The sequence below is a fragment of the Arthrobacter hankyongi genome, assembly GCF_022012395.1.
GTDB lineage: Bacteria > Actinomycetota > Actinomycetes > Actinomycetales > Micrococcaceae > Crystallibacter > Crystallibacter hankyongi.
This window is the reverse complement of the sequence record NZ_JAKLTQ010000010.1, coordinates 118,192-140,095: the sequence shown is the minus strand read 5'-3', so window position 1 is coordinate 140,095 and position 21,904 is coordinate 118,192. Positions and strand designations below refer to the sequence as shown.

The following is a 21,904-nucleotide window of genomic DNA, read 5'->3' as shown; positions in this document are numbered from 1 at the left end:
GCACCGCGGCTGAGCCGCTCCCCTATCCTTGAACGGTGAGTGTTCCCCAGGCCCTGCTCTCCTTCGCCGTCGTCGCCGGACTGCTGACGATCATCCCCGGACTCGACACCGCATTGGTGCTGCGCTCGGCGATCTCGCGCCACCGCGGCTATGCCTTCGCCACGGCCCTGGGGATCATTACCGGGGCCCTGGTCTGGGGCGTGGCGGCCGCCGTCGGCGTCTCGGCGCTGCTGGCTGCCTCGGAACTGGCCTACCGGGTGCTGGTCTACGCGGGGGCGGCGTACATGATGTGGCTCGGGGGCTCGATGCTGTGGCGCAGCTTCGCCCGCCGGCCGGTGGCGGAGGAATCCTCGGGCCTGCCGGCCGCGGCCCCGCGGACAACACCGCGGGACCTGGCCAAGGGGTGGCTGGTCGGGGCGGGCACCAACCTGCTCAACCCCAAGGTGGGCGTGTTCTATGTCGCCACCATCCCGCAGTTCATCCCGCTCGGGGCCTCGCCCCTGGCCATGGGCATACTGCTGGCCGGCGTCCACGGCCTGCTCAGCCTGGCCTGGTTCGCCCTGATCATCTTCGGCACCGGGCTGGCCGGGAAGTGGCTGGGCAGCCTCAAGACGATCAGGATCGTGGACCGGATCACCGGCACGGTGCTGGTGGGCTTCGGCCTGAAGCTGGCGCTGCACCCGCGCTGAGCACCGGCCGGCAGGTCCGTTAAACGCACGGCGCCGGTGCCGCGCGTGCGGCCCCGGCGCCGTGCCTTGAATCCGTGCGTTTGAGACAAGGCAGATGCCGCAGCCCGGCGCCCTTTAGCACGTGAGATCCTCCTCCTCTAACAGACAACCCGCGGCGGAATCCAGAACCAAGTCCGGGCACAGTCACGGTGGTCGGCAGGACAAAACGGCTCCTTAGTCTCTCGGCTGGTGGTGAGCTCTTCGGAGATGCTGAGGGAGCCCGGCCTGCTGACCTGGAGGTCGACCGAACCGTCACCGGCGGTCTGGCTGGAGGCGAAGCGGTCCTCGCGCAGCGATCCGTCGTAGCGGTTGAACGTGTGCCCTTTGCCGGTAGCGCCTATGGTGTCATTGACGTCGGGCGGACCGTACGGCGTAGCTGTTCCGGCGTTGAGTATGCGGTCCACCGTGGCCGTCCGCGAACGCACTGCTGCCGCACCAGGGTTTCTCCGGTCCCCACGGCGACGTTGGGGATTTCGGCCGTGATGGGCGTCGCTTCGTCGGCCCGCAGGTTCCACATGGTGGGCCTGTCCTGAAGCGTTTAGGCCGCAGGGGTGCCGACAACCACTTCACCGGTGGCTGTGGAATCCTCGTTCAGCATCCATCCCGTGCGCTTGTGGGTCCGGACCCCGACGTCGGACTCGATGATCTGCACTCCAGGTGCGGCTTGCTGGAGCCCTGCCTCCACGTCGGCAATGGCGCCGGGGGTACGCAGCCAGAGATAGAACGTCAGGTTGGCGTCTCCCGTGGTGGCTGCGCACAGCCGCAGCGTGCGGTGGGACTGCAGATAGCTGACCGCGGCCTCCAACTGCGAGGGCGGAACGCGCACATACCACTGGCAACCAATGGGGTAGCCCGAGTAATCCTGGGCGAGTTCGCAGCGCAACGCCACCAGGCCGGTCTCAAGGGCTTGGCGCAGGTGCCGGGCGACCGTCGTCGGATGGGTACCGGTTTCGGCCGCGATCTCGGCTGCGGAGGCCCGCCCATCCCGGGCCAGCCCGGTCATCAGCTGGGGCAGTGTCGGAGGCGTGGCTCCGGGTGGACGTACCACGCCGGGATGCAAGGCGGCAATGCGCCGTTGCTGCTCGGGGGACAGGACATCCAGGCGCCAGTTGTTCCCGGCTGAGTAAAGTCTGGTTGCCAGCGTCACCTGGCTGCGCAGGATGTCCGGATCGGTGCGTACCAGGGGCAGCACGTCCCTGGCGACTTGCTCCCAGCTGCGCGTCAGGACGGTCAGCCGGAGGTCCCAGGCCCGGGCCGCTTCCTCGACGGTTCCGATCTCGGGGACAGCGCACAGGCGTTCCAGTACTTCCGTCCGGTGTCCGGGGCGGCATTGGATGCCGATGAAGGTGACGCACCCCTGGCCTTCGGCGGTTCCGATATGGCAGGTGACCCAGGCCCGCCCGTCCGCGCGCAGCCGGTCCCAGCGGGCGGCGAGGGTCGCGGGATGCCGACCCAGTACGGATCCAAGCTGGGTCCAGGTGGCGCGGGGAGAGAGCTGGAGGGCGTGAATCAGTTCAAGCTCCTCGGCGGGCAGCTCCATGCAGGATCCTTCGGTTTGAAGAGGCCGTGATGCAATTTTCTCATTTTATTGGGGTCAAATGACTGGAAGCACGTCACACTCAAGGGATCTGTTTTCCAGCGAAAGGGACCGCCTTGGCACTGCCCGCTTCCTCCGCCGACCTTTCGGTCGCCCTGCGCGAAGACGCCGCGGCCTTGGCCGGCGATATTGCCGACCTGCGCCACCGTCTGCACCGCGAGCCGGAGGTCGGACTGGACCTTCCGCGCACCCAGGAGAAGGTTCTCACCGCTCTCGACGGTCTGGGCTATGAGATCTCCACGGGCACGGACACCACGTCCGTGACGGCAGTGCTGCGGGGAACGGCGGGAACACCGGCCGGCGGAACGGGGCGTCCGGTGGTGCTGCTGCGCGGCGACATGGACGCCCTGCCGGTACAGGAGAAGACGGGTCTCGAGTACGCTTCCGAGATTCCCGGGGCCATGCACGGGTGCGGCCACGACCTGCACACGGCGATGCTCGTCGGTGCGGCGAACCTGCTCGCGTCCCGGCGGGATCAGCTGGCCGGCGATGTCGTCCTGATGTTCCAGCCCGGCGAAGAGGGCTTCGACGGGGCCGGTGTCATGATCCGCGAAGGCGTCCTGGACGCCGCCGGACGCCGCCCGGATGCCGCCTATGCGCTGCATGTCATGAGTGCCCTCGGCGATGGCGGGGCCTTCCTGTCCCGTCCGGGCGCCGTGATGAGCTCTTCGGACGGGCTGGTCGTGACCGTCCACGGCGCAGGCGGGCACGGCTCTGCGCCCTTCGCCGCCAAGGACCCGGTCACGGTCTGCGCCGAAATGGTCATGGCCCTGCAGTCCATGGTCACCCGCCAGTTCGACGTGTTCGACCCGGTCGTGATTTCCGTCGGCATGCTGCAAGCGGGTACCAAGCGCAATGTCATCCCCGACACGGCCCGCTTCGAAGCGACCATCCGTTCCTTCTCCGCGCAGGCCAAGGAGCGGCTGAAGACCTCGATTCCGCGGCTGCTGGGCGCCATCGCCGCCGGCCACGGGCTGGAGGTCACGGTCGACTACATCGAGGAGTACCCGCTGACCCTCAACGACGGCGCCGAGTCCGCCTTCGCGCGGCGCGCCGTCGAGGAACTGTTCGGCCCGCAGCGCTACCGGGAGCTTGCCAATCCCCTGGCCGGCTCGGAGGACTTCTCCCGTGTCCTGGCCGAAGTGCCCGGCGCATTCCTGTTCCTCTCCGCCGTGCCTGAAGGCACCGCCTACGCCGAGGCCGCCTACAACCACTCGCCGTTCGCCGTCTTCGACGACGCCGTGCTGGCCGACGGCGCCGCGCTTTACGCACGCCTGGCGCTCGAACGCCTCGCGTCGGCCTAACCACGACTTCCCCTCCCCCTGCCTCCAGGAGACTTCGATGTCCACCCCCCGCCCCCACACCGCCACGCAGGCCAACGGTTCCGCCCCCGGGACTCGGCCGCCCCGGTCCAAGATCGTCAAGACGCTGATTGGCACCGGTGCCGGAAACGCCGTCGAATGGTACGACTGGGCCATCTACGCCACCTTCGCCTCCTTCATCGCTTCCCAACTGTTCAGCAAGCAGGACCCCTCCAGCGCCTTTTTAGCAACCCTGGCGATCTTTGCCGTCGGCTTCGTGGCCCGGCCGCTCGGCGGTTTCATCTTCGGCTGGATCGGCGACAAGGCCGGCCGGAAGGTATCACTGACGCTCTGTGTCGGTCTGGCCTCGCTCGGTTCCCTGGCGATCGGCCTGACCCCCACGTACGACTCCATCGGCGCCGGCGCATCCCTCATGCTGCTCATTGCCCGGCTCGTCCAGGGCCTCGCGCACGGCGGCGAGCTGCCGAGCGCCCAGACCTACCTGTCGGAAATGGCCCCGCCCTCCCGCCGCGGCTACTGGGCATCGCTGATCTATGCTTCGGGTACGGTCGGCATCCTGTTCGGCACCCTGCTGGGCGCCGTCCTCTCCAGCGCCATGCCCGAATCCGCCATGGCCGCCTACGGCTGGCGCATCCCGTTCCTCCTCGGCGCAGTCTTCGGGCTGGTCGCTCTGGTCATGCGTTCCCGCATGGAAGAGTCCGAACTCTTCGAATCCGAGGCGGCCGCCCATGACGCCGTCATCCCCGGCCACCCCGCACCTGCCCGCGGCGGCCTGTTCGCCGACCTGGCCCGGCACTGGCGCCAGGCCCTGCAGGTCATCGGCCTGACCGTCGGCCTGACCGTCGCCTACTACGTCTGGGGCGTCTCCACCCCCGCCTACGCCATCAACGTGCTGAAGATTGACGCAGCGGAGGCTCTCTGGGCCGGAGTTGCCGCCAACCTGGTGTTTATCGTGGCCCTGCCGCTGTGGGGCCGGCTCTCGGACCGGATCGGCCGCAAACCGGTCCTGCTCATCAGCGGCATTGGCAGCGCCTTCCTCTTCTTCCCCGCCACCTGGTTCGTCCACGATTCGGCCCTGCAGGTGGGCCTGGCCATGTCCGCCATGCTGGTCTTCATCGCCGGATCCGCCTCGATCATGCCGGCGGTGTACTCGGAACTCTTCCCCACCGCCGTCCGCACCATCGGCGTGGCCATCCCGTACGCCCTCTGCGTGGCAGCCTTCGGCGGCACCGCTGCCTACCTGCAGGCCGGGTTCGGCGTCTGGTTCGGCGACGCCGGCCCCACCGCTTTCGCGCTGTACACGGTGGCCCTGCTGCTCGTCGGCGCGGCGACGGCGCTTTCGCTGCGCGAAGGCCGCGGAGTCGACCTCAGCAACCGGTAACCTGCACCGCCGGTGACGGCCAGGGCGTCTCAAGCCGAATAGGCCGTTATGTACACAGCCATATGCCCTGTCCCGGGTCATGCAAAGCCGCGGGACAGGGCACCCTTGCCCATTCGCACTTCATGCAGGCGCCCCGCAGGCACGGGCAGCAGGATCTGAGGGTCCGGCAGCATGTTAGCCGGTCGGCTTTATGATTGTCCGGGCCAACACAGGGAGGCCTGCGGCGCAGTCTTCCCAGATTGAGTATTCGCGCGGGTTGCGGCTGCCGTCGTACCGGCCTGACGAAGATCATCGCGGTCGGGGTGATGGCAGCCATCTCCCGGGCATCGTGCCCCGCCCCGGACATGACGCGCATGGTGTCATAGCCAAGCTCCCGGGCGGCGGAGGCGATGGTTTTCTGGATGTCCTCGCTGAACGGAACGGCCGTGATCCTGGCCATGCGCTGGTTTCGACCCGCAGGCCGGGCCGGGTCTGCGGCAGGTCCTGAACGAAGGCGTCCAGGTCGGCTTCGGCCTGCGCCGTCAGTCTGTCGTCGGGGTTGCGCAGGTCGACGGTGATTTCGGCCAGATCGGGAACAACGCTGGGCAGCCCGGCATCGATGCGGAGTTCGGTCAGGGTGGTGCCGGCATGTGCGGCGCGGCCATGCAGCGCGGCTTTCTGCCGGGAGGCGGACGCACGTCGGTGGCGACGCCGACGGCGCAGCCCTTTCCAGGACCGGGCCCTGCTCGATGTCGCATTCGACGTAGGCGTGCTGCCGGTCGAGGTGTACCGGGGCTGACCCTTGAAGCCGATGCGTTCCAGCTCGTCACCGAAGCGCAGCCCGGCGCTGTCAGCGAGGTTTGTAGGCGTAGTCCTGGGGGAGCCGGCCGGCGGCCACGGCGGAACCGAGCATGTCGCTACCGAAGCGGAATCCTTCCTCCTCGGTCCAGACAGCGATGACATTGAGGCGGCGGATCTGCAACAGCACGCCCGGCACGTCAAATCCCCTGCCGGAACTCCGGCAACTACGGGTCGCCGGCGCCCTGCCGGGGATCCCCTCTGCTTGACCGCCCGCAGTGGCGCGGCCGATTCCGGCTCCGGACCCTAGAGAGTCGAGGTCACCTGCCCTGCGCTGAAGGGTTTCCGGCGCCTGTCAGAGAAGGCAGCAGCCGCGATCGTCGAACTCGCCACCGGCGCTCTGTCCGACGCCCTCTCTGTTGAGCAAGGCCCTCACGGACGAGACCCCGGTCTACGCCCCGTCCGGCTCAGGGACTACTTGGTGCTGTTTGCCTCGACGTCGAGGACCGCGCCCTGTACGTTCACCGCATCGATCCGACGTCCACAAACTCCGGGGATGGAAGCCATCCAGCGCTTCAGTCCAGGTGGCAGAACTCCTCTACCGTGGCTGCGGTCCTTGCTTCAAGGCGGCCGCCTTGGGCTGACGCAAGCATCGTGAGTTCATGAATCGGAAACCGGCCGCCGACGTACCGCGGACACCGCGGTACGTCGGCGAGGTCTCCTTGCCGGTAGCTGTGCCGGCACAGCCGCACGCCTCCCGGAACCGGGTCATCATTCAGCAACGCTTCCCGGGAGGAAAATGCGGGGGCGTCCGGACTCCCCTCTTACTCGCGGATCATGGAAGCCAGGTCGTTGGCAAGGACGAGTTGGCGGGTCCCAAGGTGGTCGATGATCCAGAAGACACCGTGTTCCTCGGCGATCTCGTCCACCGTTCCCTTGATTGAGTGTCCGTCGAGCCGGCGGAGGATGAGCTGCTCCCCCGTAACGATGCGTCCCATAAATCCCAAAGGAAGCGGCGTTTCGGCCGTCCCTCTCATTGAACGAGGTCCGTGTCTGCGATGTAGAGCAGGCGCTTGTTGACGAATTCGTCCATGCCCAGCGGGCCGAGTTCGCGGCCGAAGCCGGAGCGCTTGACCCCGCCAAAGGGCAGCTCGGCGACTTCGGCCGAGGCGGCGTTAACGTTGGTCATGCCTGTCTCGAGCCGTTCGGCGATGGCCCGGGCGCGGTCCTCGTCGGTGGAGAACACGGCGCCGCCGAGCCCGTAGTCGGTGTCGTTGGCCAGGGCCAGGGCTTCCTCGTCGGAGCCGACCTTGTAGACCACGGCCACCGGGCCGAAGAGCTCCTCGCGGTAGGCGCGCATGTCCGGGGTGACGCCGGTGAGCACCGCGGGGGCCAGGTAGGCCGCGGGGCCCTCCACCAAGGTGCCGCCGGCGTGCAGGGTGGCGCCCTTGTTCACCGCGTCGCGCAGCTGCTCGGCCAGGGACTCGGCCGCGGCCCGGGAGGACAGCGGCGCGTAGGTGCCCGCCGCCTCCTCGGCCGGGTCGCCGGGCGTGAGGTTCCTGGCCTGCTCGGTCAGTTCGGCGACGAACTCGTCGTAGATATCCTCCATGACGATCATGCGCTTGTTGGAGTTGCAGGCCTGGCCGGTGTTCTCCATCCGGGTTTCCCACGCGGCGGCCGCGGCGGCCTTGACGTCCGCGGCGTCGAGCACCACGTACGGGTCCGAGCCGCCCAGCTCCAGCACGGCCTTCTTCAGGTTGCGCCCGGCAATCTCGCCGATGATGGCGCCGGCGCGCTCGGAGCCGGTCAGGGACACGCCCTGCACCCGGGGATCGGCGATGATGTCCGCGATCTGGGCATGCGAGGCAAAGACGTTCACATACGCGCCCGCAGGCAGTCCGGCGTCGTCCATGATCTGCTGGATGGCCAGCGCCGAGCGCGGGCAGGTTTCGGCGTGCTTGAGGATGATGGTGTTGCCCAGCATCAGGTTCGGGGCCGCGAAGCGGGCCACCTGGTAGTAGGGGTAGTTCCACGGCATGATGCCCAGCAGCACCCCGACCGGGCGCTTCTGGATCACGGCCCGGCCGCCGCCGATCGCCTTGATCTCCTGGTCCGCGGCCAGGGCCGGGCCCTCGGTGGCGAAGTAGTTGAAGATGTCGGTGCAGAACTCGGCCTCGCCCTTGGCCTGGGACAGCGGCTTGCCCATTTCCTCGGTGATGATCGCGGCCAGCTCGTCGGCGCGTTCGGTGAACAGTTCGCCGATCCGGGCCACCACCTTCGCCCGCTCGGCCATCGGCACGTCCTGCCAGGACCGGTATGCCTGCTCGGCAGCGGCCAGGGCTTCCTGGATCTGCTCGTCGGTGGCGGTCGGGAATTCCTCCACGACCTGGCCGGTGGCGGGGTTGACTACCCGGTAGCCGGTGGCCGTGCTCGTCGTTGGTGTCGCCGTCATGGTGATGTTCCTTTCTTGAAGTGGATCGTTGCAGGCTGGAACCGGGATCGCAGTACTTGAACCGGCCTGGTTGTGCCGTCTATTCGTGCAGTCCGGCCAGCCGGCTGCCCAGGCGTGCCAACAGCGAGGTCTGGGAGGATCCCCGGCGTTCTTCCCAAGCATCGGCGACGCCGAACAGCCGGTACATGGCGTGGACCCCCAGCCAGCGGAGGGGTTCCGGTTCCCAGGCGCGGGCATGGTATCCGACCCAGGGAAGTGCCGTGCGCGGGCTCTCCCGTTCCAGGGCCAGCTCCGCGAGGGTCCGCCCGCCGACGTAGGCCGCGGTTACACCGTGCCCGGCGTAGCCGCCGGAGAAGCCGATGCCTGCTCCGCGGTCCCAGGTCACACTTCCGTTCCAGTCGCGGGAAACACCCAGGATGCCGGACCACGCGTGCTCGGCACGGAACTCGATGCCGGGGAAGAACGAACCGAGCTTGCCCAGCAGCTGCCGGACGGTCACCTGTGCCGTCTCGCCCTCGCCGCCTGTCCCGGAGGCGAACCGGTAGGGAACGCCGCGGCCGCCGATCGCGATCCTGTCGTCGGCCGTGCGCTGGGCGTAGATGAAGGTGTGCGCCGAGTCGTTGAGGCATTCCCGTCCTTCCCAGCCGATCCGTTCCCACGCGTCGGGGTCCAGGCGCCGGGTGACGATCATCGAGGAATTGATGGGAACCAGCCGGCGGCGGCCCATCAGCGGGCCCGAGTAGCCCTCGGTGCAGACAAGGACGCGTCCGGCCCGTACTGTCCCCCCGGGCAGGGTCAGCATCCCGCTGTTGATGGACAAGACGGGGCTGTGCTCGTGAATGCCCACCCCGAGGCGGGTCGCTGCGTCGGCCAGGCCGCGTACCAGCTTGGCGGGGTGGACGCGGGCGACGTCCCGGTAGAACAAGCCGCCGTGGACCTTATCGATGTCTATCCGGGCCCGGAATGCGTCCCGGTCCAGCACCTGGACCTCGTCGGCCGTCAAGCCGTAGGAGAGGTCCGCCTCACGTTTGGCGAGCAGCCGGGCCATGCCGGCCCGGGTGTGGGCGGCGGACAGGGTTCCGCCCTTGTGCTGGTCGGCGTCGATGCCTTCCCGTTCGAGGATGGCGAGGATGTCGTCGACCGATGTCACGAACTCGCGCTGGAGGGCCGTGCTGGCGGCCTTCCCGCCGGGCGAGTTGCGGGCGAAGGTTGCCCTGTTGCCGGGGACCAGGGCCGAGACCCAGCCGCCGTTCCGCCCGGAGGCGCCGTATCCGAGGGTTTCGGCTTCGAAGACGGCGACGGACAGGGAAGGTTCCAGCTGCTTGGCGAAGTAGGCTGCCCAGAGACCGGTGTAGCCTCCGCCGACGATGGCCACGTCGACCGTGTCGTCTCCCTGCAGCGGCGCGAAGGTCCGGCGCTCGGCTCCAAGACTGGTCATCCAGAAGCCAAGCTTCCCGTTGAGCGGTAGGGCGGTGGCGGAACTCATAGAAGGGTCTGCTCCTTGTTGGTGCGGGATGGTTGGTAGGCGGGATGGCTGCTGGATCCGCGGAGCGGAGCGGACAGCCGCGTGCCGGCCGTCCGCCCCGGGGCTTCCTAGGCCGGCTGCCGGAGGGCCTGTTCGTTTTGGTGCCGGCGCAGGCCCGGGATGGCACGCATCGCGATCCAGTAGGCGATGCCCGCCGCGGCGGTGGCCGGGATCGATGCCGTGAGGAACTCGAATCCCGCCTGGGCGATGAAGTGCACGGGGTCCAGGAACGCCAGGTAGGCGGCAACACCCACGACGACACCGATGAAGCCGGCCGGGTTGAACCCGCCGAAGTACCAGTACGCGCCGCCCGGCTTGTCCGAGAACAGGCCACGCACGTCCAGCCGCTGGCGGCGGATGAAGTAGTAGTCGGCGATCTGGATGCCGCAGACCGGTCCCAGGGTGACTCCCGCGAAGGCCAGGAACGTGCCGTAGTTGTCCATGAACGGGGTGGCGAAGAAGACCAGGATCACGAGCACCGGAAGGATGGACAACGCCGTCGAACCCTTCCAGCTGACCCTGCGGTCGACGGCCGGAACCTGCTTGAGGGCCAGGGCGCAGACGTAGACGCCAATCATGGTCGTTCCGACGTTGGCCAGGATGATGAAGCCAAGGGCGACGACGCCGAACACCGGCCCGCCGATCTTAATGAGGAACGCCGTCGGGTCGCCTCCGGATTCGGGGACGGCGAGGCTGGCGAACAGCCCGATAATGATCACCAGGCTCATCGTGACTCCAAGGCCCAGGACCACCGGAACGATCGACTTGCGTGTGGAGGTGCTGAAGCGCGTCAGCCCGCCCACGTATGGCCACCAGGCGATCGCTCCCGCGATCCCGAGTTCGACAACAAGCGCGTAGTTCAGGCCCCCGCTCGGGTAGGGTTCGAGCGGACGGGCGGCGAAAATCGCGTCGAGCCCGACGTTGGCCACGAGGATCACCATGATGGCGGCCGAGAGCGCGATGACGCTGATCGCGATGGCCGGCCCCACGTTCCGCAGCGTGTCGGGTCCCCTGCGCAGCAGGACGTAGACGACGGCGCAGCCGAGGATCCCGAAGCCGGTTTCGGCGGCGCCCCGGGCGCCCTCGCCAAGGAACCCCATGGTCACGAGCGCGGAGGCGGCGGCCCGTCCCAGGAAGATGGTGAGGACTGCGTTCCATCCGGCCATGATGAGCATGACCAGCACCAGGGCCACGTTGGATCCGCGCACGCCCAGTTGGGGCCGGGTAGAACGGACTGCTTCGATGCCGTAGCGGGTCGAAGCGGGCACCGCGGCCAGGACCATAATGAACAGGCCCAGCAGCGTTCCGGCGGTGATGGCGATGGCTCCCTTGCCGGCGGGCAGCCAGTAGCCCACGTATCCGCCGGTAATAAAACACCAGGTTGCCACGGCCGCGGACGCCGAGTTGCCGAACAGAGCCAGCGGCCCCCAAGAGCGCTGGCCGGGGAGCATCGGCAGCGAGTCCTCGGCGATCACGGAGGAGGTGTTGGACTCGCTCATCCCGGAAGCACCTGCCCGACCAGCAGCATCATCACGGGCAGGACCAGCGTGAGCACGGCCAGAAGGGAAAACCCGGTGCGGTCCAGCGGCTGTCCTTGGTTTTCAGGCGCCTCGAGCAGGTCCAGGCGCCGTTCCAGTTCGGTCATGGTTCCATTCCTTCCAGGGAGAAGCACTCACCGTGCTCCGTGGTTTCGCCCTCGGGGTTCGGGCCCCAGACACCGAGCATGCGCGCATATTTCGGCGCCCAGTAGCGGCCGGTCTGGCCGGCCGGAACGCAGATGGTGTCCCCGCGCCCCAGCACGTGCTCGACGCCCGCGCACGAGACGTGGAGCTCGCCTTCGATGACGAACGCGTATTCGTCGTGCGGGTGGGTGTCGGCCCAGCCGGCGCCCTCGAGTTCCCATTCGGCGAGCAGGCCGCCGATCCAGCCGCCGGTGCTGGGAGGCGGGGTAATCCACCGGGAGCGGACGCCCGGCCAGTCCTCAAACACGGCGGGAACGTCCGTCCGCCGCATCACCGAAGCCTGCTGCTGGTGTGCTGTCGTCATCGCGTTATTGCCTCTCTGCTGTCCGCGCCGAGCGTTTCGGCGACTTTACGGGCCTGTTCGGAGCCCGAGTGGATGGCCCCGTCGATCCATCCGGGCCAGCTCCTGGCCAGGTCGGAGGAGGCGAAGTAGACCAGCCCGTGGGGGTCGTCGAAGGCATGCACATGCCCGGCGGACACCCCGCCGGGACCCCAGACGCTCCAGGCACCGTCCGAGTGCGGGTCGGCTTCCCAATCGTGCCCGTCGCAGGCGAGCACCTCGGCCCCGGGGGCGAACTGCCGGATGGCCGCCTGGACGCGGGCGGGGTCCTCGAGCGGCAGTTCATCGCCGTCGTAGCCGAAGCCGACCACCAGGCTGGTGCCGTCTTCGAGCGTGTACTCGTTGCTGAGCCACTGGATCGGGCCGCCCCAGCCCAGGGCGAACAGTCCCTCCGGGACGCCGGTGGTCCGGGCCCAGACCTTGCGCGACCGGCAGGGGTGCCCGACGGCGGCCGCAGCGGTCTTCGCCGCCGGCAGCGGCGGGTCGAACCGGATCCGGGAGAGCGCGTTCAGCGGCACGGTGCACACAACACGCCGCGCGCTGTGGGTGCCCGCCCCGGTGGTGACCGTGACGCCGCCATCGTTCTGGACCACGGCGGTGACCGTGGTGGACAGGCGGATCTCGGCACCGCTGTCGGCCCACAGCGCCTCGGCCAGTTCCGCGGTGCCGTGGGTGAACTTCTGGGCCAGCCCGTCGTAGAGGGAGGTGGCCCGGTTCCCGAACTCGGCCATCATGCGGGCGTAGTGCAGCACGCTGACCTCCTCCGGCGCGCATCCGCCGTACATCGCCGCCCAGGCGAGGACGAATTCGCGGGTCGCTGCCGGAAGCCGCTTCGTCGGCTCCCAGTCCGCGACGGACACCTCCCCCGCGGAGACGTCGTTGCCCGCGACGACGGCGCCGCCCGGCGTAGACTCCATCAGCCGGTGCAGCTCGGCGAGGAACTGTTCGGCGGCGCCGAGCTCCCCGGCCGGGATCGGGGCGTGGGCGCGTCTGGTTCCGCCGGTGTCCCAGATGAAGGAACGCGGGGCCGGCTGGTCGACGATGCCGACGCCGTACCGCCGGACCTCGGCGGCGAGGGCGTGCATGTCCTGCAGGGACACCCAGGTTCCGCCGTACTCGACGCGGCGGTCGGTGCCGGGGAACTCACGGTACCAGGTGCGCCCTCCGAGGCGGTCCCGGCCCTCGAGGACAAGGACGCGAAGGCCCTGCGCAGTAAGGTCGCGGGCCGCCGTGAGTCCGGCGAAGCCGGCGCCGACGACTATCACGTCGTACTCGTTCTTTCTGTGCATAATAGTGTCTCCTTGCCGGGCCGGTCGGGCCCCGGTATCGCGGGCCTGCCGGGGGATCAGGGGAATTCGATGACGGTGCGTGCGGCCGTGCCCTGGCCCATTGCGTCGAAGGCGGTGTTGATGTCCTGCAGCTGGATGCGCCGGTCCACGAGCAGGTCCAGCGGAAGCAGCCCGCGGCTGTGCAGTCCGAGGATGCGCGCGAAGTCGATTGATGGCCGGGAGGACCCGTAGTTGCTGCCGGTCAGGGTCAGCTCGCGGCCGGACATTACCATGGGGTCGATGCTGATCTTCACGCCCGTGGGCACCTGGCCCACCACCACGGCCGTGCCGCCCGGGGCCAGGGAGGCGTAGGCCTGCTCGATGGTCTCCGCCCTGCCGATGGCCTCGAAGGCGTGGTCGACGCCGTCCCCGCCGGTCAGGTCCTTGATGGCCTCGACGACGTCGGTGTCCCGCGCGTGGACGGTGTGCGTGGCCCCGGCGCGCCGCGCCAGATCCAGCTTCTCGTCGGAGAGATCGACGGCGATGATCCGTTCCGGTGCCTGGAGCGCGGCCCCCATGATCGTGGACAGGCCCACTCCCCCGGCGCCGATGACTGCAACCGTGGATCCCGGGGCGACGGGCGCGGTGTTGATGGCCGCGCCCACCCCGGTCGTGACGGCGCATCCGACGAGGGCTGCGATCGCGGGGTCCACTCCGTCGGCGATGCGGACGGCTCCGCTTTCGGGGACCACGGCGTATTCGGCGAAGGAGCCTACGGAGAGGTAGCTGTAGACCTGGTCGTCGTTGCGGCGGAGGCGGGTGGTCCCGTCGGGTAGGACGTTGCGGTAGGCGTTGGCGACCGCGTTGGAGCAAAGCTGGGGGCGGCCGGAGACGCAGTAACGGCAGCGGCGGCAGGAGGGGGTCCAGGACAGGGCAACGGCGTCCCCGATCTGCAGGCCGCTCACCCCCGGGCCGGTTTCGACGATGACTCCGGCGCCCTCGTGTCCCAGCACCAGCGGGAACTTCGCTCCCCATTCGCCCAGAACCACATGGTAGTCGCTGTGGCAGACCCCGCTGGCGGTCATACGTACCAGGACTTCGCCGAAGCGGGGGCTTTCGACCGAGAGCTCCTCGATGGCCAGGGGTGTTCCGGGGCCGTCGAAGACGGCGGCCTTGAAGTGCATCTCAGGCCTCCACGCTGCCCGCAGCGGCGGGAACGGCGACGGCGCCCGCGTGTCCTCCCAGGAATCCGCTGGAGCGGCCGTCGGTCAGGCCCATGGTCTCGGAGTACCGGGAGTACGGGTACCACCAGTACTTGCGCTCGAGCTGGTAGTCGAAGCTCACGTGGCTAGTTTCCATGAAGGCCTGCAGGCCTTCTTCACCGAGCTCGCGGCCGAGCCCGCTGCGGCGCTGGCCGCCGAACGGGCCGGCGTCGTTGTCCACCAGGGGGTTGTTGATCCAGACCTGGCCGAAGCGCAGCTCCTTGGCGGCGCGCCAGGCGCGCTCCATGTTGGTGGTCAGGACGTTGGCGCCGAGACCGAACTGGCTGTCGTTGGCCACGGTGAGCGCCTCGTCAAAGGAGTCGACCGGCACCAGCGGCACGATCGGGCCGAAGATCTCACCGAGTTCGGTGAGTTGTTCGTGGCTCAGGCCCTCGAGGACGGTGGGCCGGTAGAATGTTCCCACACCCTCCGCCGCTTGCCCGCCGGCGAGGACCGTGGCGCCGAGCGCGCGGGCGGTCTCGACGTAGGTCCGGGTCTTCTCCAGCTGCGCCGGAGTGCCGAGAGCCCCGACGTCCGTGCTGGTGTCCATCGGGTCGCCGACGATCAGTTCGTCGGCACGACGCGCCAGCTTTCTGGAGAACTCGTCGTAGATGTTGCGCATGACGTAGATGCGTTCTGAGGACGTGCACACCTGCCCGGCATTGGTGAAGCCTGCCCAGAGCACCGCCTCGACCGCGTCGTCGATGTCGACATCGTCGCAGACAATCATCGGGTCCTGGCCCGAGAGTTCCAGGGAGAGGCGTTTGACCTGCTGGGCGGTGGAGCTGATGATCGCCTGGCCGGCGGACAGGGATCCGGTGAAGGCCACCATGTCCGTCTGGGGGTGTTCGGCCAGATGCTTCCCGACGGGGATGCCGCCGGTAACCACCTGGACCACGCCGGCCGGCGTATTGAGCATTTCGATGAGCCGCAGCACGGTCAGCGGAGTCTCCGCCGGTGGCTTGATGACAACGGCGTTGCCGGCGGCCAGGGCCGGTGCCAGCTTCCACGACAGGAGCAGGGCCGGATAGTTCCAGGGCGCGATGGCTGCAACGACCCCGACAGGGCGCTTGAGCACAAGGTTCGTCAGTGTCGGCTCCTGGGACGGGACTACGCGGCCCCCGATGTTGCGGCCCATCTCCGCGTAGTATTCCGTCGCCTCTGCAACCCAGCGGATCTCATCCATGTTCTCGGCCAGGGATGACCCGCCCTCGCGGGTGAGCAGTTCGGCGAGTTCGCGCTGGTTCGCACGGACCTTGGCCGCGAATTCGTGCATCACGGCCGCCCGGGCCAGCGCGGAGGTCTGCTCCCACACCCGTTGCGCTCTCACCGCGGCTTCAACGGCGCGATCCACGTCGGCCTCGCTGGCCTCGGGGACCGTGCCGATAATCTCTCCAGTCGCCGGGTTGACCACGTCGATCGTAGCCCCGTTCGAGGCGGCTACCCACTGTCCGTCGACAAGCATGTGCATAACGTTTCTCCGTCCGATCATCCTGCCCGGTGTCACAAGAGGCAGGCCGTTGTACCTAGAGAAGACGCTAATATTCCGTGATCTGCGTCTCTATGGGATTTCTGTCCATGCTTCCAGTCAGGACCCCTCCTAGACCAAAAACCGTCCGCTAGTCACCGCGCAGAAGTCGCATCGCCTGGCCGCGGTTGCTCACCATCAACTTGCGGTAGATGGCGGTCAGGTGGTTCTGGAGAGTCTTCGTTGAGATGCCCAAGGCGGCGGCCAGCTCCCGATTCGGCTGCCCCAGGTCCATGCTCTCCAGGACAGCCCGCTCCCGGGGGGTGAGCGCGGCCAGCCGGGAATCAGCGGGAACGAACGGGAGAATCGCCTTCACCCCGCAGTTCCATGGTGCTTCGATGGCACGTTCCAGCTTCCCTTCCATCCCCCGCACGGCCAGCCGTGCTTCTGTGGCCACTGTGGCCAGGCGGTTGATGTCGTCGGGAGCCAACCGGTCGTCATGGACCTCAAGTACCAACTGCCCGTTCCGCTCGCCCAACACCACCAGAACCGCTGACTTGGCCGCCCCCGCCGCGGGGCCGGCCAGCGCATCGACGACCTGGTAGATCCGGGTGGAAAGGTCGACCCCGATTCGGGCAGGCCACCCGTCGACCCGCAGTTCGATCTCCTTGGCCGTACCCGCCGCGAGCCTGGGCAAGAGCTCGTTTCGGATCGCCGGAACTACGTCGACTTCAGCGGCCCCACCGCTCTCCAAACGGTCCGCGAGGGCACTGAGACGGTGCGCCGCGGCGTTGTTCCTTCCCTCCCGTGCTGCCAAGATTGCCTCGCCCCGGATGTCCGCCGCCAACGTCCGGCGCTCCTCCTGCAGCACCCTTGTCGACTGGGAAGTCCAGTCGCTGATCACCCGGTACCGCTCACTGCGCAGCTGCTGGGCGTCACGCTTGATGACGAAGGTTTCCAGCAAAGCCGCCGCGATCGAGGCGACGACCTCGAGCGGCGCCAGCTCTTCATGGCCGAAATCGCGGGGCGACTTCGAAAAGACTTCCAGAATTCCCAGCCGCCGCTGCCCCCGCAGGAGCGGCAAACAGATGTATCCCCGCAATCCCTCCTGGTGTACGATCGCGCGCGCCACCCCGGGGCTGACGCTCAGATCCGGGATGGCCAGCGGCTCGCGCAGCCCGAAAGACTCTCCGGCAAGGCCCTCGTGGAGCCTCCAGGTCGTGATTCCCTTGACGTACGCTTCCGACAGGCCCCTGCTCGCGACAAGGCCGTACCGCTGGGTTGCCATGTCGGCCAGGGAAAGCGCCCCGACCGTGGCGCCTGCAACCTCCAACGCGCTGTCCAGGGCGACATGCAGCACCGCGGATTCCTCTTCCCTATGGGAAATTCCGTGGGCCAGCCTGCGCAGGGGCCGCCCGACCCCGTGCCCCAAGTCCATCCCGCGTCCCGGGGAAGGGGAGACGTATGCCAGCGCAGCAAAATCCTGCTCCCGGCCCGAAGCCCCAGTGGTCACCGGAGCCGCGGCCCGCAGGCGCACCCGGTCACCTTGATCTTCGGCTTCACGCAAGGACGAAGCCAGCTGAATGTCCTCATCGCTGTAGAGCCGGTAACCGGCGGACGACCGCGAAGGGTGGAGAAGTCCTGCAGCTTCCCATGCGCGCAACCTCCAGGCAGAAGCTCCCGATTCCGCCGCCGCGTCGCGTATGGTGACCAATCGATCCACGATGCTTCCTTCAAGGTTGCCTAAATGTTTACACAAGCTTTGATTCTTCATCATAGGAGCCGAAGGTACGTGCCTCTCCCGGTTGCACCATCACAACCGCCGGCTGGCACCCCGGCCAACGGCCCTCGATCATCTCCCGCCTCGAACGAAGCCTCATCCGTAACGACACACTCGCTGCTGGCTGCCGCCTATTGCCGGCCGAGCGGACTGTCAAAATTCTGGCCGATGAATCCATTGGCCTGGATTTTCACCGGTGAGACGGCCATTCATAGAAACGCCCCTGCGGGGTGCTGGCGTGACAAGGTACTCAACGGCTGGCGGAATTCCCAGTTTCAAGTGGCCGGTCTCGAGGACCGGGCTGAAAGCCTGAAAAGAGGGAACTTCAGTGTCGATGGTGCGTTACTCCGACGGCAATTGCATCCTCTACGGGCACGTGAAGCAGATTAGGAACCACACGGCATTCCCGGCGCCAAGCCTGCCGTTCGGCGGGCGGCAATCATGAATGTGATCGTGGTCGCGCCCACGGTCAAGGTGCGCAGGAACCGGCGGGACAGCCGTTTGGCGAACCGCCCGCCCACCAGCCCGCCGCAGGCCGCTCCGGCGGCGATGAGCCCCACCGGCGCCCAGTCGATCATCCCCGGCGCAACGATGGCGAACACAACCCCGGCAATAAGGCAGGATCACCAGGTTCTTGACCGCGTTGAACTCCTGGAGGTCAAGCCGCGAGAGCACTCCGAGCCGCCCGATTAACAGGATTCCCCGCGCAGCCCCGAAGTAGCCGCCATAGATGCTTATGAGAAAGTTAACGAGGACGATGGCGGCGGTGACGGGGCCAATCCTGCTGGAACCATAGTCTTCATGGGCGCCGTTGCCTGGCCTGTTGGCGCTTCATGGCGCCGGTTCGGTGCCGCTTACCCGTGGTCCATAATTTCGGGCCGGACCGTGAAGAGCGTCCCCGTCCGGCACCTGCCCGCGCATCCGGTGCCACAGCAGTGCCACGTGCAGGGCGGCACGGGACTCCGCATCGTCCAGGGAGACACCTAGCCGTTCCTGCAGGTTCGCTACCCGGGCGTAGAGCGCGGCGCGGCTCAGGTACCCGGTGCGCGCGACCGAGGTCTTGTTGCCGCCGTGGCGCAGGTAGAGCTCGAGGAAGTCCAGGGTTCCGGCGTCCTGTTCTGCCAGCAGGGGCCCCAGTTCGGCCTCGGCGAACGCCTTGACCCTGGCATCGCTGTGCAGGGCGGCCATCAGTCCCCGAAGCCGGATGTCCGCAAAGCGGTAGTAGCGGCGCTGGCGGACCTCCAGGGTCGCGGCGATATCGGCCACCTGGGTGGCCCCGTCCAGACCCGCTGCGGCCTCCAGCAGCGAACTGCTGGTCCGGCCCACGCCCGCGGTCCAGTCCGGGGTGCCCTCCTCCGGGTTCGTCCGGCCATCACTGACGTCCGGCGCCTGTTCCTCGGCAAGCTGTCCGAAGATCCTTTCCAGGATGCCGTCCTCCAACTGCCGCGCCGGCGCCCCCAGCAGGACACCGAATGACCCGGATTGGAGGCCGGTGGCCAGCAGGGAACGGCGTGCCTGCCGGACCAGGGCCGCGAACTGCTCCAGCAGCGCCCGTTCGCGCAGCTGCAGGCCGGTGGGGTTCTCCCCCGGCAGCCGGTCCAGCCGCACGACGATCGGGACGTACAGGGCGCTGGGCTCGAGTCCCAAGGCTTGGGCGCGGGTGACGGCCTCCCGCTCGTCCAACGCGTGCGGCTGGCGCAGATCGTGCATCAGCCCGGCCTGCGCCTGCTGCAGCAGGTCCTGCTCGTCCCGGCCGGCCATCCGGGCCAGGGTCAGGGCCTGCCCCGCCCGTTCCAGGACCTGGGCGGCATCCGCATCGTTGGGCAGATCGCCCGGGACCACCAGCCGGCCCCACCGGCGGCCGTGCACGCCGACGGGGGTCTGCAGCCAGTCCGCCGTGCCGGCGCGGCGGCCGGTGTCCTCCCGGTATCCGACGTGGCGGGCCCGCCCGGCCCAGTCATGGAGCAGCTCCCCGGCGTCCGTTCCGGCGGGGTTGAACGCCAGGACCCGGTGCGCGACGTCCTCGAGCACGACCGCGGCCCCCAGAAGCTCCGCAGTGCGGTCCACGATGCGCTGCTCACTGGCGCCCTCGAGGCTGAGCTGGGTGAAGACCTCGTGGACCCGGCGGGCACGCTCCACCCGGGCCAGCTGCTCGCCGACCAGCAGCCGGTGGGCCACCTGCGTCACCCGGACGAACTTGATCGTCCGGGTGAGCACCACCACGGGCAGCGCACGCCCGGCAGCGGCGCCGCGCAGCACCTCGACCGCGGCCGCGTCGGGCCGGCCTTGGGCATCCACCAGTTCGATGATGGCACCGGCCGCCCCGGCGTTTTCGAGGTCGTCGAGGAACCGGCCCGCCGCGGCTGCTGAGGCGCGGAACGACAGGCCGGTGCTGAGCACGAGCTCGCCGCCCTCGAGCAGCGGTCCCACGCGCTCCGAGTCGGCAATGTGGACCCAGCGCACGGCCGATCCCAGGGCATCTTCCCCGCTCAGCAACTCCGGCCAGCCCGAGCGCACCTCGTCCAAGGTGAGAATCCCCCGCACGGTCACGCCAGGGGCCTCGGGTCGACCGCCAAGGCGGGCACTGCTCTCCTCCCACAAAATCGTCATAGACGAACTGTATAGCCGATGTGGAAAGAACATACATTTTGTCGCTACCGGAACCTGCCTGCCGCCGTCAGGATGGTTTTCATCAGCCGGCAGCCCCGCCGGATCCCCATGCAGGACCAGCGACCGAGAGGACCGCACATGCAGACCATCACCCACTGGATCAACGGCAAGTACACCCGGCCCGGCAACGACTCCCGCTTCGGCGAGGTGACCAATCCGGCCACGGGCAAGACCACTTCCCGGGTCGCCCTGGCCCCGGCCGCCACGGTCAACGACGCGGTGGCCGCGGCGGCCGCCGCCTTCCCCGCCTGGCGGGACACCTCGATCGCCCGGCGCACCCAGATCCTGTTCGCCTTCCGCGAGCTGCTCAACGCCCGCAAGGGCGAGCTCGCCGCCATCATTACCGAGGAGCACGGCAAGGTCCTCGCCGATGCCCTGGGCGAGGTCAGCCGGGGCCAGGAAGTCGTGGAGTTCGCCTGCGGGATCCCGCACCTGCTCAAGGGCGGCTACACCGAGAATGCCTCCACCAAGGTTGACGTGCACTCGCTGCGCCAGCCGCTGGGCGTGACCGCGGTCATCTCCCCGTTCAACTTCCCGGCCATGGTGCCGATGTGGTTCTTCCCGGTCGCCATCGCCGCCGGGAACACCGTGGTGATCAAGCCCTCCGAGAAGGACCCCAGCGCCGCGAACTGGATGGCCGAGCTGTGGCAGGAAGCAGGCCTGCCGGACGGGGTCTTCAATGTGGTCCACGGGGACAAGGAGGCCGTCGACACGCTGCTGGATAGTCCGGACGTCGCCTCCGTGTCCTTCGTCGGCTCCACCCCGATCGCCAAGTACGTGTACCAGCGCGGCACCGCGGCCGGCAAGCGCGTCCAGGCCCTGGGCGGGGCCAAGAACCACATGCTCGTCCTGCCCGATGCCGACCTGGACCTGGCCGCCGATGCCGCGGTGAACGCCGGCTACGGTGCCGCCGGGGAACGCTGCATGGCGATCTCCGCCGTCGTCGCCGTCGAATCCATCGCCGACGAGCTGGTCGCCAAGATCGCCGAGCGCACCCGCACGCTGCGCGTGGGCGACGGCACCCGCGGTGCCGACATGGGCCCGCTGGTCACCCGGGCGCACCGGGACAAGGTCGCCGGCTACATCGACGCCGGCGAGGCCGCCGGCGCGACCATGGTCCTGGACGGCCGGCAGGTCTCCCCGGACGCCGAGGGCGACGGCTTCTTCCTCGGCCCCACCCTCTTCGACCACGTCACCCCCGACATGTCGATCTACACCGACGAGATCTTCGGACCCGTCCTGGCCGTGGTGCGGGTGGCCGGCTACGACGAGGCCGTGTCCCTGATCAACGCCAACCCGTACGGCAACGGCACCGCCATCTTCACCAACGACGGCGGCGCCGCCCGCCGCTTCGAGAACGAGATCCAGGTCGGCATGGTCGGCATCAACGTGCCCATCCCGGTCCCGATGGCCTACTACTCCTTCGGCGGCTGGAAGAACTCGCTCTTCGGCGACACCCACGCCCACGGCGCCGAGGGCGTGCACTTCTTCACCCGCGGCAAGGTCGTCACCTCCCGCTGGCTGGACCCCAGCCACGGCGGCATCAACCTCGGCTTCCCGACCAACGCCTAGGCACGGACTGCCACCGCCGC

Annotated in this window: 19 protein-coding genes and 1 pseudogene; 5 read left to right on the top strand and 15 right to left on the bottom strand. The window is 68.4% G+C overall.

Annotation, left to right across the window (positions count from 1 at the left end):
- Window positions 1–35: 35 nt before the first annotated feature.
- On the top strand, window positions 36–689 hold the full coding sequence (locus tag LVY72_RS14350) for a LysE family translocator (RefSeq protein ID WP_237822029.1): 654 nt from the start codon (window positions 36–38) through the stop codon (window positions 687–689).
- A gap of 137 nt (window positions 690–826) precedes the next feature.
- Here LVY72_RS14350 and LVY72_RS14345 read toward each other — a convergent pair whose 3' ends face one another.
- Together LVY72_RS14345 and LVY72_RS14340 are read right to left on the bottom strand one after the other, a co-directional pair.
- Window positions 827–1,153, bottom strand: a complete 327-nt coding sequence (locus LVY72_RS14345) for a hypothetical protein (RefSeq protein ID WP_237822027.1) — start codon at window positions 1,151–1,153, stop codon at window positions 827–829.
- Between the two features lie 113 nt (window positions 1,154–1,266).
- Window positions 1,267–2,268, bottom strand: coding sequence for an Lrp/AsnC family transcriptional regulator (locus LVY72_RS14340; protein ID WP_237822025.1), 1,002 nt, complete (start codon window positions 2,266–2,268; stop codon window positions 1,267–1,269).
- A gap of 119 nt (window positions 2,269–2,387) precedes the next feature.
- Between LVY72_RS14340 and LVY72_RS14335 the strand changes: the two genes are divergently transcribed.
- Entirely contained in the window at window positions 2,388–3,629 is a 1,242-nt protein-coding gene (locus LVY72_RS14335) for a M20 metallopeptidase family protein (RefSeq protein ID WP_372463714.1), read from the top strand.
- A gap of 37 nt (window positions 3,630–3,666) precedes the next feature.
- The gene (locus LVY72_RS14330; protein ID WP_237822023.1) at window positions 3,667–5,028 is read left to right on the top strand and encodes an MFS transporter; all 1,362 of its coding nucleotides are present in this window, start codon (window positions 3,667–3,669) and stop codon (window positions 5,026–5,028) included.
- A 46-nt stretch (window positions 5,029–5,074) separates the two neighbouring features.
- Here the strand turns inward: LVY72_RS14330 and LVY72_RS24920 are convergent.
- The 12 genes and pseudogenes from LVY72_RS24920 to LVY72_RS14275 all read right to left on the bottom strand — a co-directional run.
- Window positions 5,075–5,773 (bottom strand): annotated as a pseudogene (locus LVY72_RS24920) (hypothetical protein); the annotation flags it as partial.
- A gap of 84 nt (window positions 5,774–5,857) precedes the next feature.
- Window positions 5,858–5,995 (bottom strand): hypothetical protein, encoded by a 138-nt coding sequence (locus LVY72_RS14325; protein ID WP_237822021.1) that lies wholly within the window; start codon window positions 5,993–5,995, stop codon window positions 5,858–5,860.
- 634 nt (window positions 5,996–6,629) lie between these two features.
- Window positions 6,630–6,803, bottom strand: coding sequence for a hypothetical protein (locus LVY72_RS14320; RefSeq protein ID WP_237822019.1), 174 nt, complete (start codon window positions 6,801–6,803; stop codon window positions 6,630–6,632).
- A gap of 35 nt (window positions 6,804–6,838) precedes the next feature.
- Window positions 6,839–8,257: an NAD-dependent succinate-semialdehyde dehydrogenase gene (locus LVY72_RS14315; protein WP_237822017.1), complete on the bottom strand. Its 1,419-nt coding sequence runs from the start codon at window positions 8,255–8,257 to the stop codon at window positions 6,839–6,841.
- Window positions 8,258–8,336: 79 nt separating this feature from the next.
- Window positions 8,337–9,743 (bottom strand): NAD(P)/FAD-dependent oxidoreductase, encoded by a 1,407-nt coding sequence (locus LVY72_RS14310; protein WP_237822015.1) that lies wholly within the window; start codon window positions 9,741–9,743, stop codon window positions 8,337–8,339.
- 107 nt (window positions 9,744–9,850) lie between these two features.
- Window positions 9,851–11,281: a purine-cytosine permease family protein gene (locus LVY72_RS14305; RefSeq protein ID WP_237822014.1), complete on the bottom strand. Its 1,431-nt coding sequence runs from the start codon at window positions 11,279–11,281 to the stop codon at window positions 9,851–9,853.
- The gene (locus LVY72_RS14300) at window positions 11,278–11,427 is read right to left on the bottom strand and encodes a hypothetical protein (protein WP_237822012.1); all 150 of its coding nucleotides are present in this window, start codon (window positions 11,425–11,427) and stop codon (window positions 11,278–11,280) included. The genes LVY72_RS14305 and LVY72_RS14300 overlap by 4 nt, the downstream gene beginning before the upstream one ends.
- Window positions 11,424–11,828: a cupin domain-containing protein gene (locus LVY72_RS14295; protein WP_237822010.1), complete on the bottom strand. Its 405-nt coding sequence runs from the start codon at window positions 11,826–11,828 to the stop codon at window positions 11,424–11,426. Before LVY72_RS14295 ends, LVY72_RS14300 begins: the two co-directional genes overlap by 4 nt.
- A complete protein-coding gene (locus tag LVY72_RS14290) occupies window positions 11,825–13,153 on the bottom strand; it encodes a flavin monoamine oxidase family protein (protein ID WP_237822008.1) in 1,329 nt (442 codons plus the stop codon). The genes LVY72_RS14295 and LVY72_RS14290 overlap by 4 nt, the downstream gene beginning before the upstream one ends.
- Before the next feature lie 56 nt (window positions 13,154–13,209).
- Window positions 13,210–14,316 carry a Zn-dependent alcohol dehydrogenase gene (locus LVY72_RS14285; RefSeq protein WP_237822006.1) on the bottom strand — a complete coding sequence of 369 codons (1,107 nt, stop codon included), beginning with the start codon at window positions 14,314–14,316 and terminating at the stop codon, window positions 13,210–13,212.
- Window position 14,317: 1 nt separating this feature from the next.
- Complete coding sequence (locus LVY72_RS14280; RefSeq protein WP_237822004.1) at window positions 14,318–15,865, bottom strand: aldehyde dehydrogenase family protein; 1,548 nt, start codon at window positions 15,863–15,865, stop codon at window positions 14,318–14,320.
- A gap of 148 nt (window positions 15,866–16,013) precedes the next feature.
- Window positions 16,014–17,585, bottom strand: a complete 1,572-nt coding sequence (locus tag LVY72_RS14275; protein WP_237822002.1) for a LuxR C-terminal-related transcriptional regulator — start codon at window positions 17,583–17,585, stop codon at window positions 16,014–16,016.
- A 498-nt stretch (window positions 17,586–18,083) separates the two neighbouring features.
- Here LVY72_RS14275 and LVY72_RS14270 point away from each other — a divergent pair, with 498 nt between their 5' ends.
- Window positions 18,084–18,335 (top strand): hypothetical protein, encoded by a 252-nt coding sequence (locus LVY72_RS14270; protein WP_237822000.1) that lies wholly within the window; start codon window positions 18,084–18,086, stop codon window positions 18,333–18,335.
- A 138-nt stretch (window positions 18,336–18,473) separates the two neighbouring features.
- Here LVY72_RS14270 and LVY72_RS14265 read toward each other — a convergent pair whose 3' ends face one another.
- Window positions 18,474–20,252, bottom strand: a complete 1,779-nt coding sequence (locus LVY72_RS14265) for a PucR family transcriptional regulator (protein WP_237821998.1) — start codon at window positions 20,250–20,252, stop codon at window positions 18,474–18,476.
- A 138-nt stretch (window positions 20,253–20,390) separates the two neighbouring features.
- Between LVY72_RS14265 and LVY72_RS14260 the strand changes: the two genes are divergently transcribed.
- Window positions 20,391–21,884: a CoA-acylating methylmalonate-semialdehyde dehydrogenase gene (locus LVY72_RS14260; protein ID WP_237821995.1), complete on the top strand. Its 1,494-nt coding sequence runs from the start codon at window positions 20,391–20,393 to the stop codon at window positions 21,882–21,884.
- Window positions 21,885–21,904 lie beyond the last annotated feature (20 nt).

Excerpts from the sequence above, each read along its gene's own strand:
- LVY72_RS14320 (WP_237822019.1), bottom strand. The coding sequence starts at position 6,803 with ATGGGACGCATCGTTACGGGGGAGCAGCTCATCCTCCGCCGGCTCGAC.
- LVY72_RS14260 (WP_237821995.1), top strand. The coding sequence starts at position 20,391 with ATGCAGACCATCACCCACTGGATCAACGGCAAGTACACCCGGCCCGGC.
- LVY72_RS14280 (WP_237822004.1), bottom strand. The coding sequence starts at position 15,865 with ATGCACATGCTTGTCGACGGACAGTGGGTAGCCGCCTCGAACGGGGCT.
- LVY72_RS14330 (WP_237822023.1), top strand. The coding sequence starts at position 3,667 with ATGTCCACCCCCCGCCCCCACACCGCCACGCAGGCCAACGGTTCCGCC.
- LVY72_RS14285 (WP_237822006.1), bottom strand. The coding sequence starts at position 14,316 with ATGCACTTCAAGGCCGCCGTCTTCGACGGCCCCGGAACACCCCTGGCC.
- LVY72_RS14340 (WP_237822025.1), bottom strand. The coding sequence starts at position 2,268 with ATGGAGCTGCCCGCCGAGGAGCTTGAACTGATTCACGCCCTCCAGCTC.
- LVY72_RS14270 (WP_237822000.1), top strand. The coding sequence starts at position 18,084 with ATGAATGTGATCGTGGTCGCGCCCACGGTCAAGGTGCGCAGGAACCGG.
- LVY72_RS14265 (WP_237821998.1), bottom strand. The coding sequence starts at position 20,252 with ATGACGATTTTGTGGGAGGAGAGCAGTGCCCGCCTTGGCGGTCGACCC.
- LVY72_RS14300 (WP_237822012.1), bottom strand. The coding sequence starts at position 11,427 with ATGACCGAACTGGAACGGCGCCTGGACCTGCTCGAGGCGCCTGAAAAC.
- LVY72_RS14310 (WP_237822015.1), bottom strand. The coding sequence starts at position 9,743 with ATGAGTTCCGCCACCGCCCTACCGCTCAACGGGAAGCTTGGCTTCTGG.
- LVY72_RS14295 (WP_237822010.1), bottom strand. The coding sequence starts at position 11,828 with ATGACGACAGCACACCAGCAGCAGGCTTCGGTGATGCGGCGGACGGAC.
- LVY72_RS14315 (WP_237822017.1), bottom strand. The coding sequence starts at position 8,257 with ATGACGGCGACACCAACGACGAGCACGGCCACCGGCTACCGGGTAGTC.
- LVY72_RS14290 (WP_237822008.1), bottom strand. The coding sequence starts at position 13,153 with ATGCACAGAAAGAACGAGTACGACGTGATAGTCGTCGGCGCCGGCTTC.
- LVY72_RS14305 (WP_237822014.1), bottom strand. The coding sequence starts at position 11,281 with ATGAGCGAGTCCAACACCTCCTCCGTGATCGCCGAGGACTCGCTGCCG.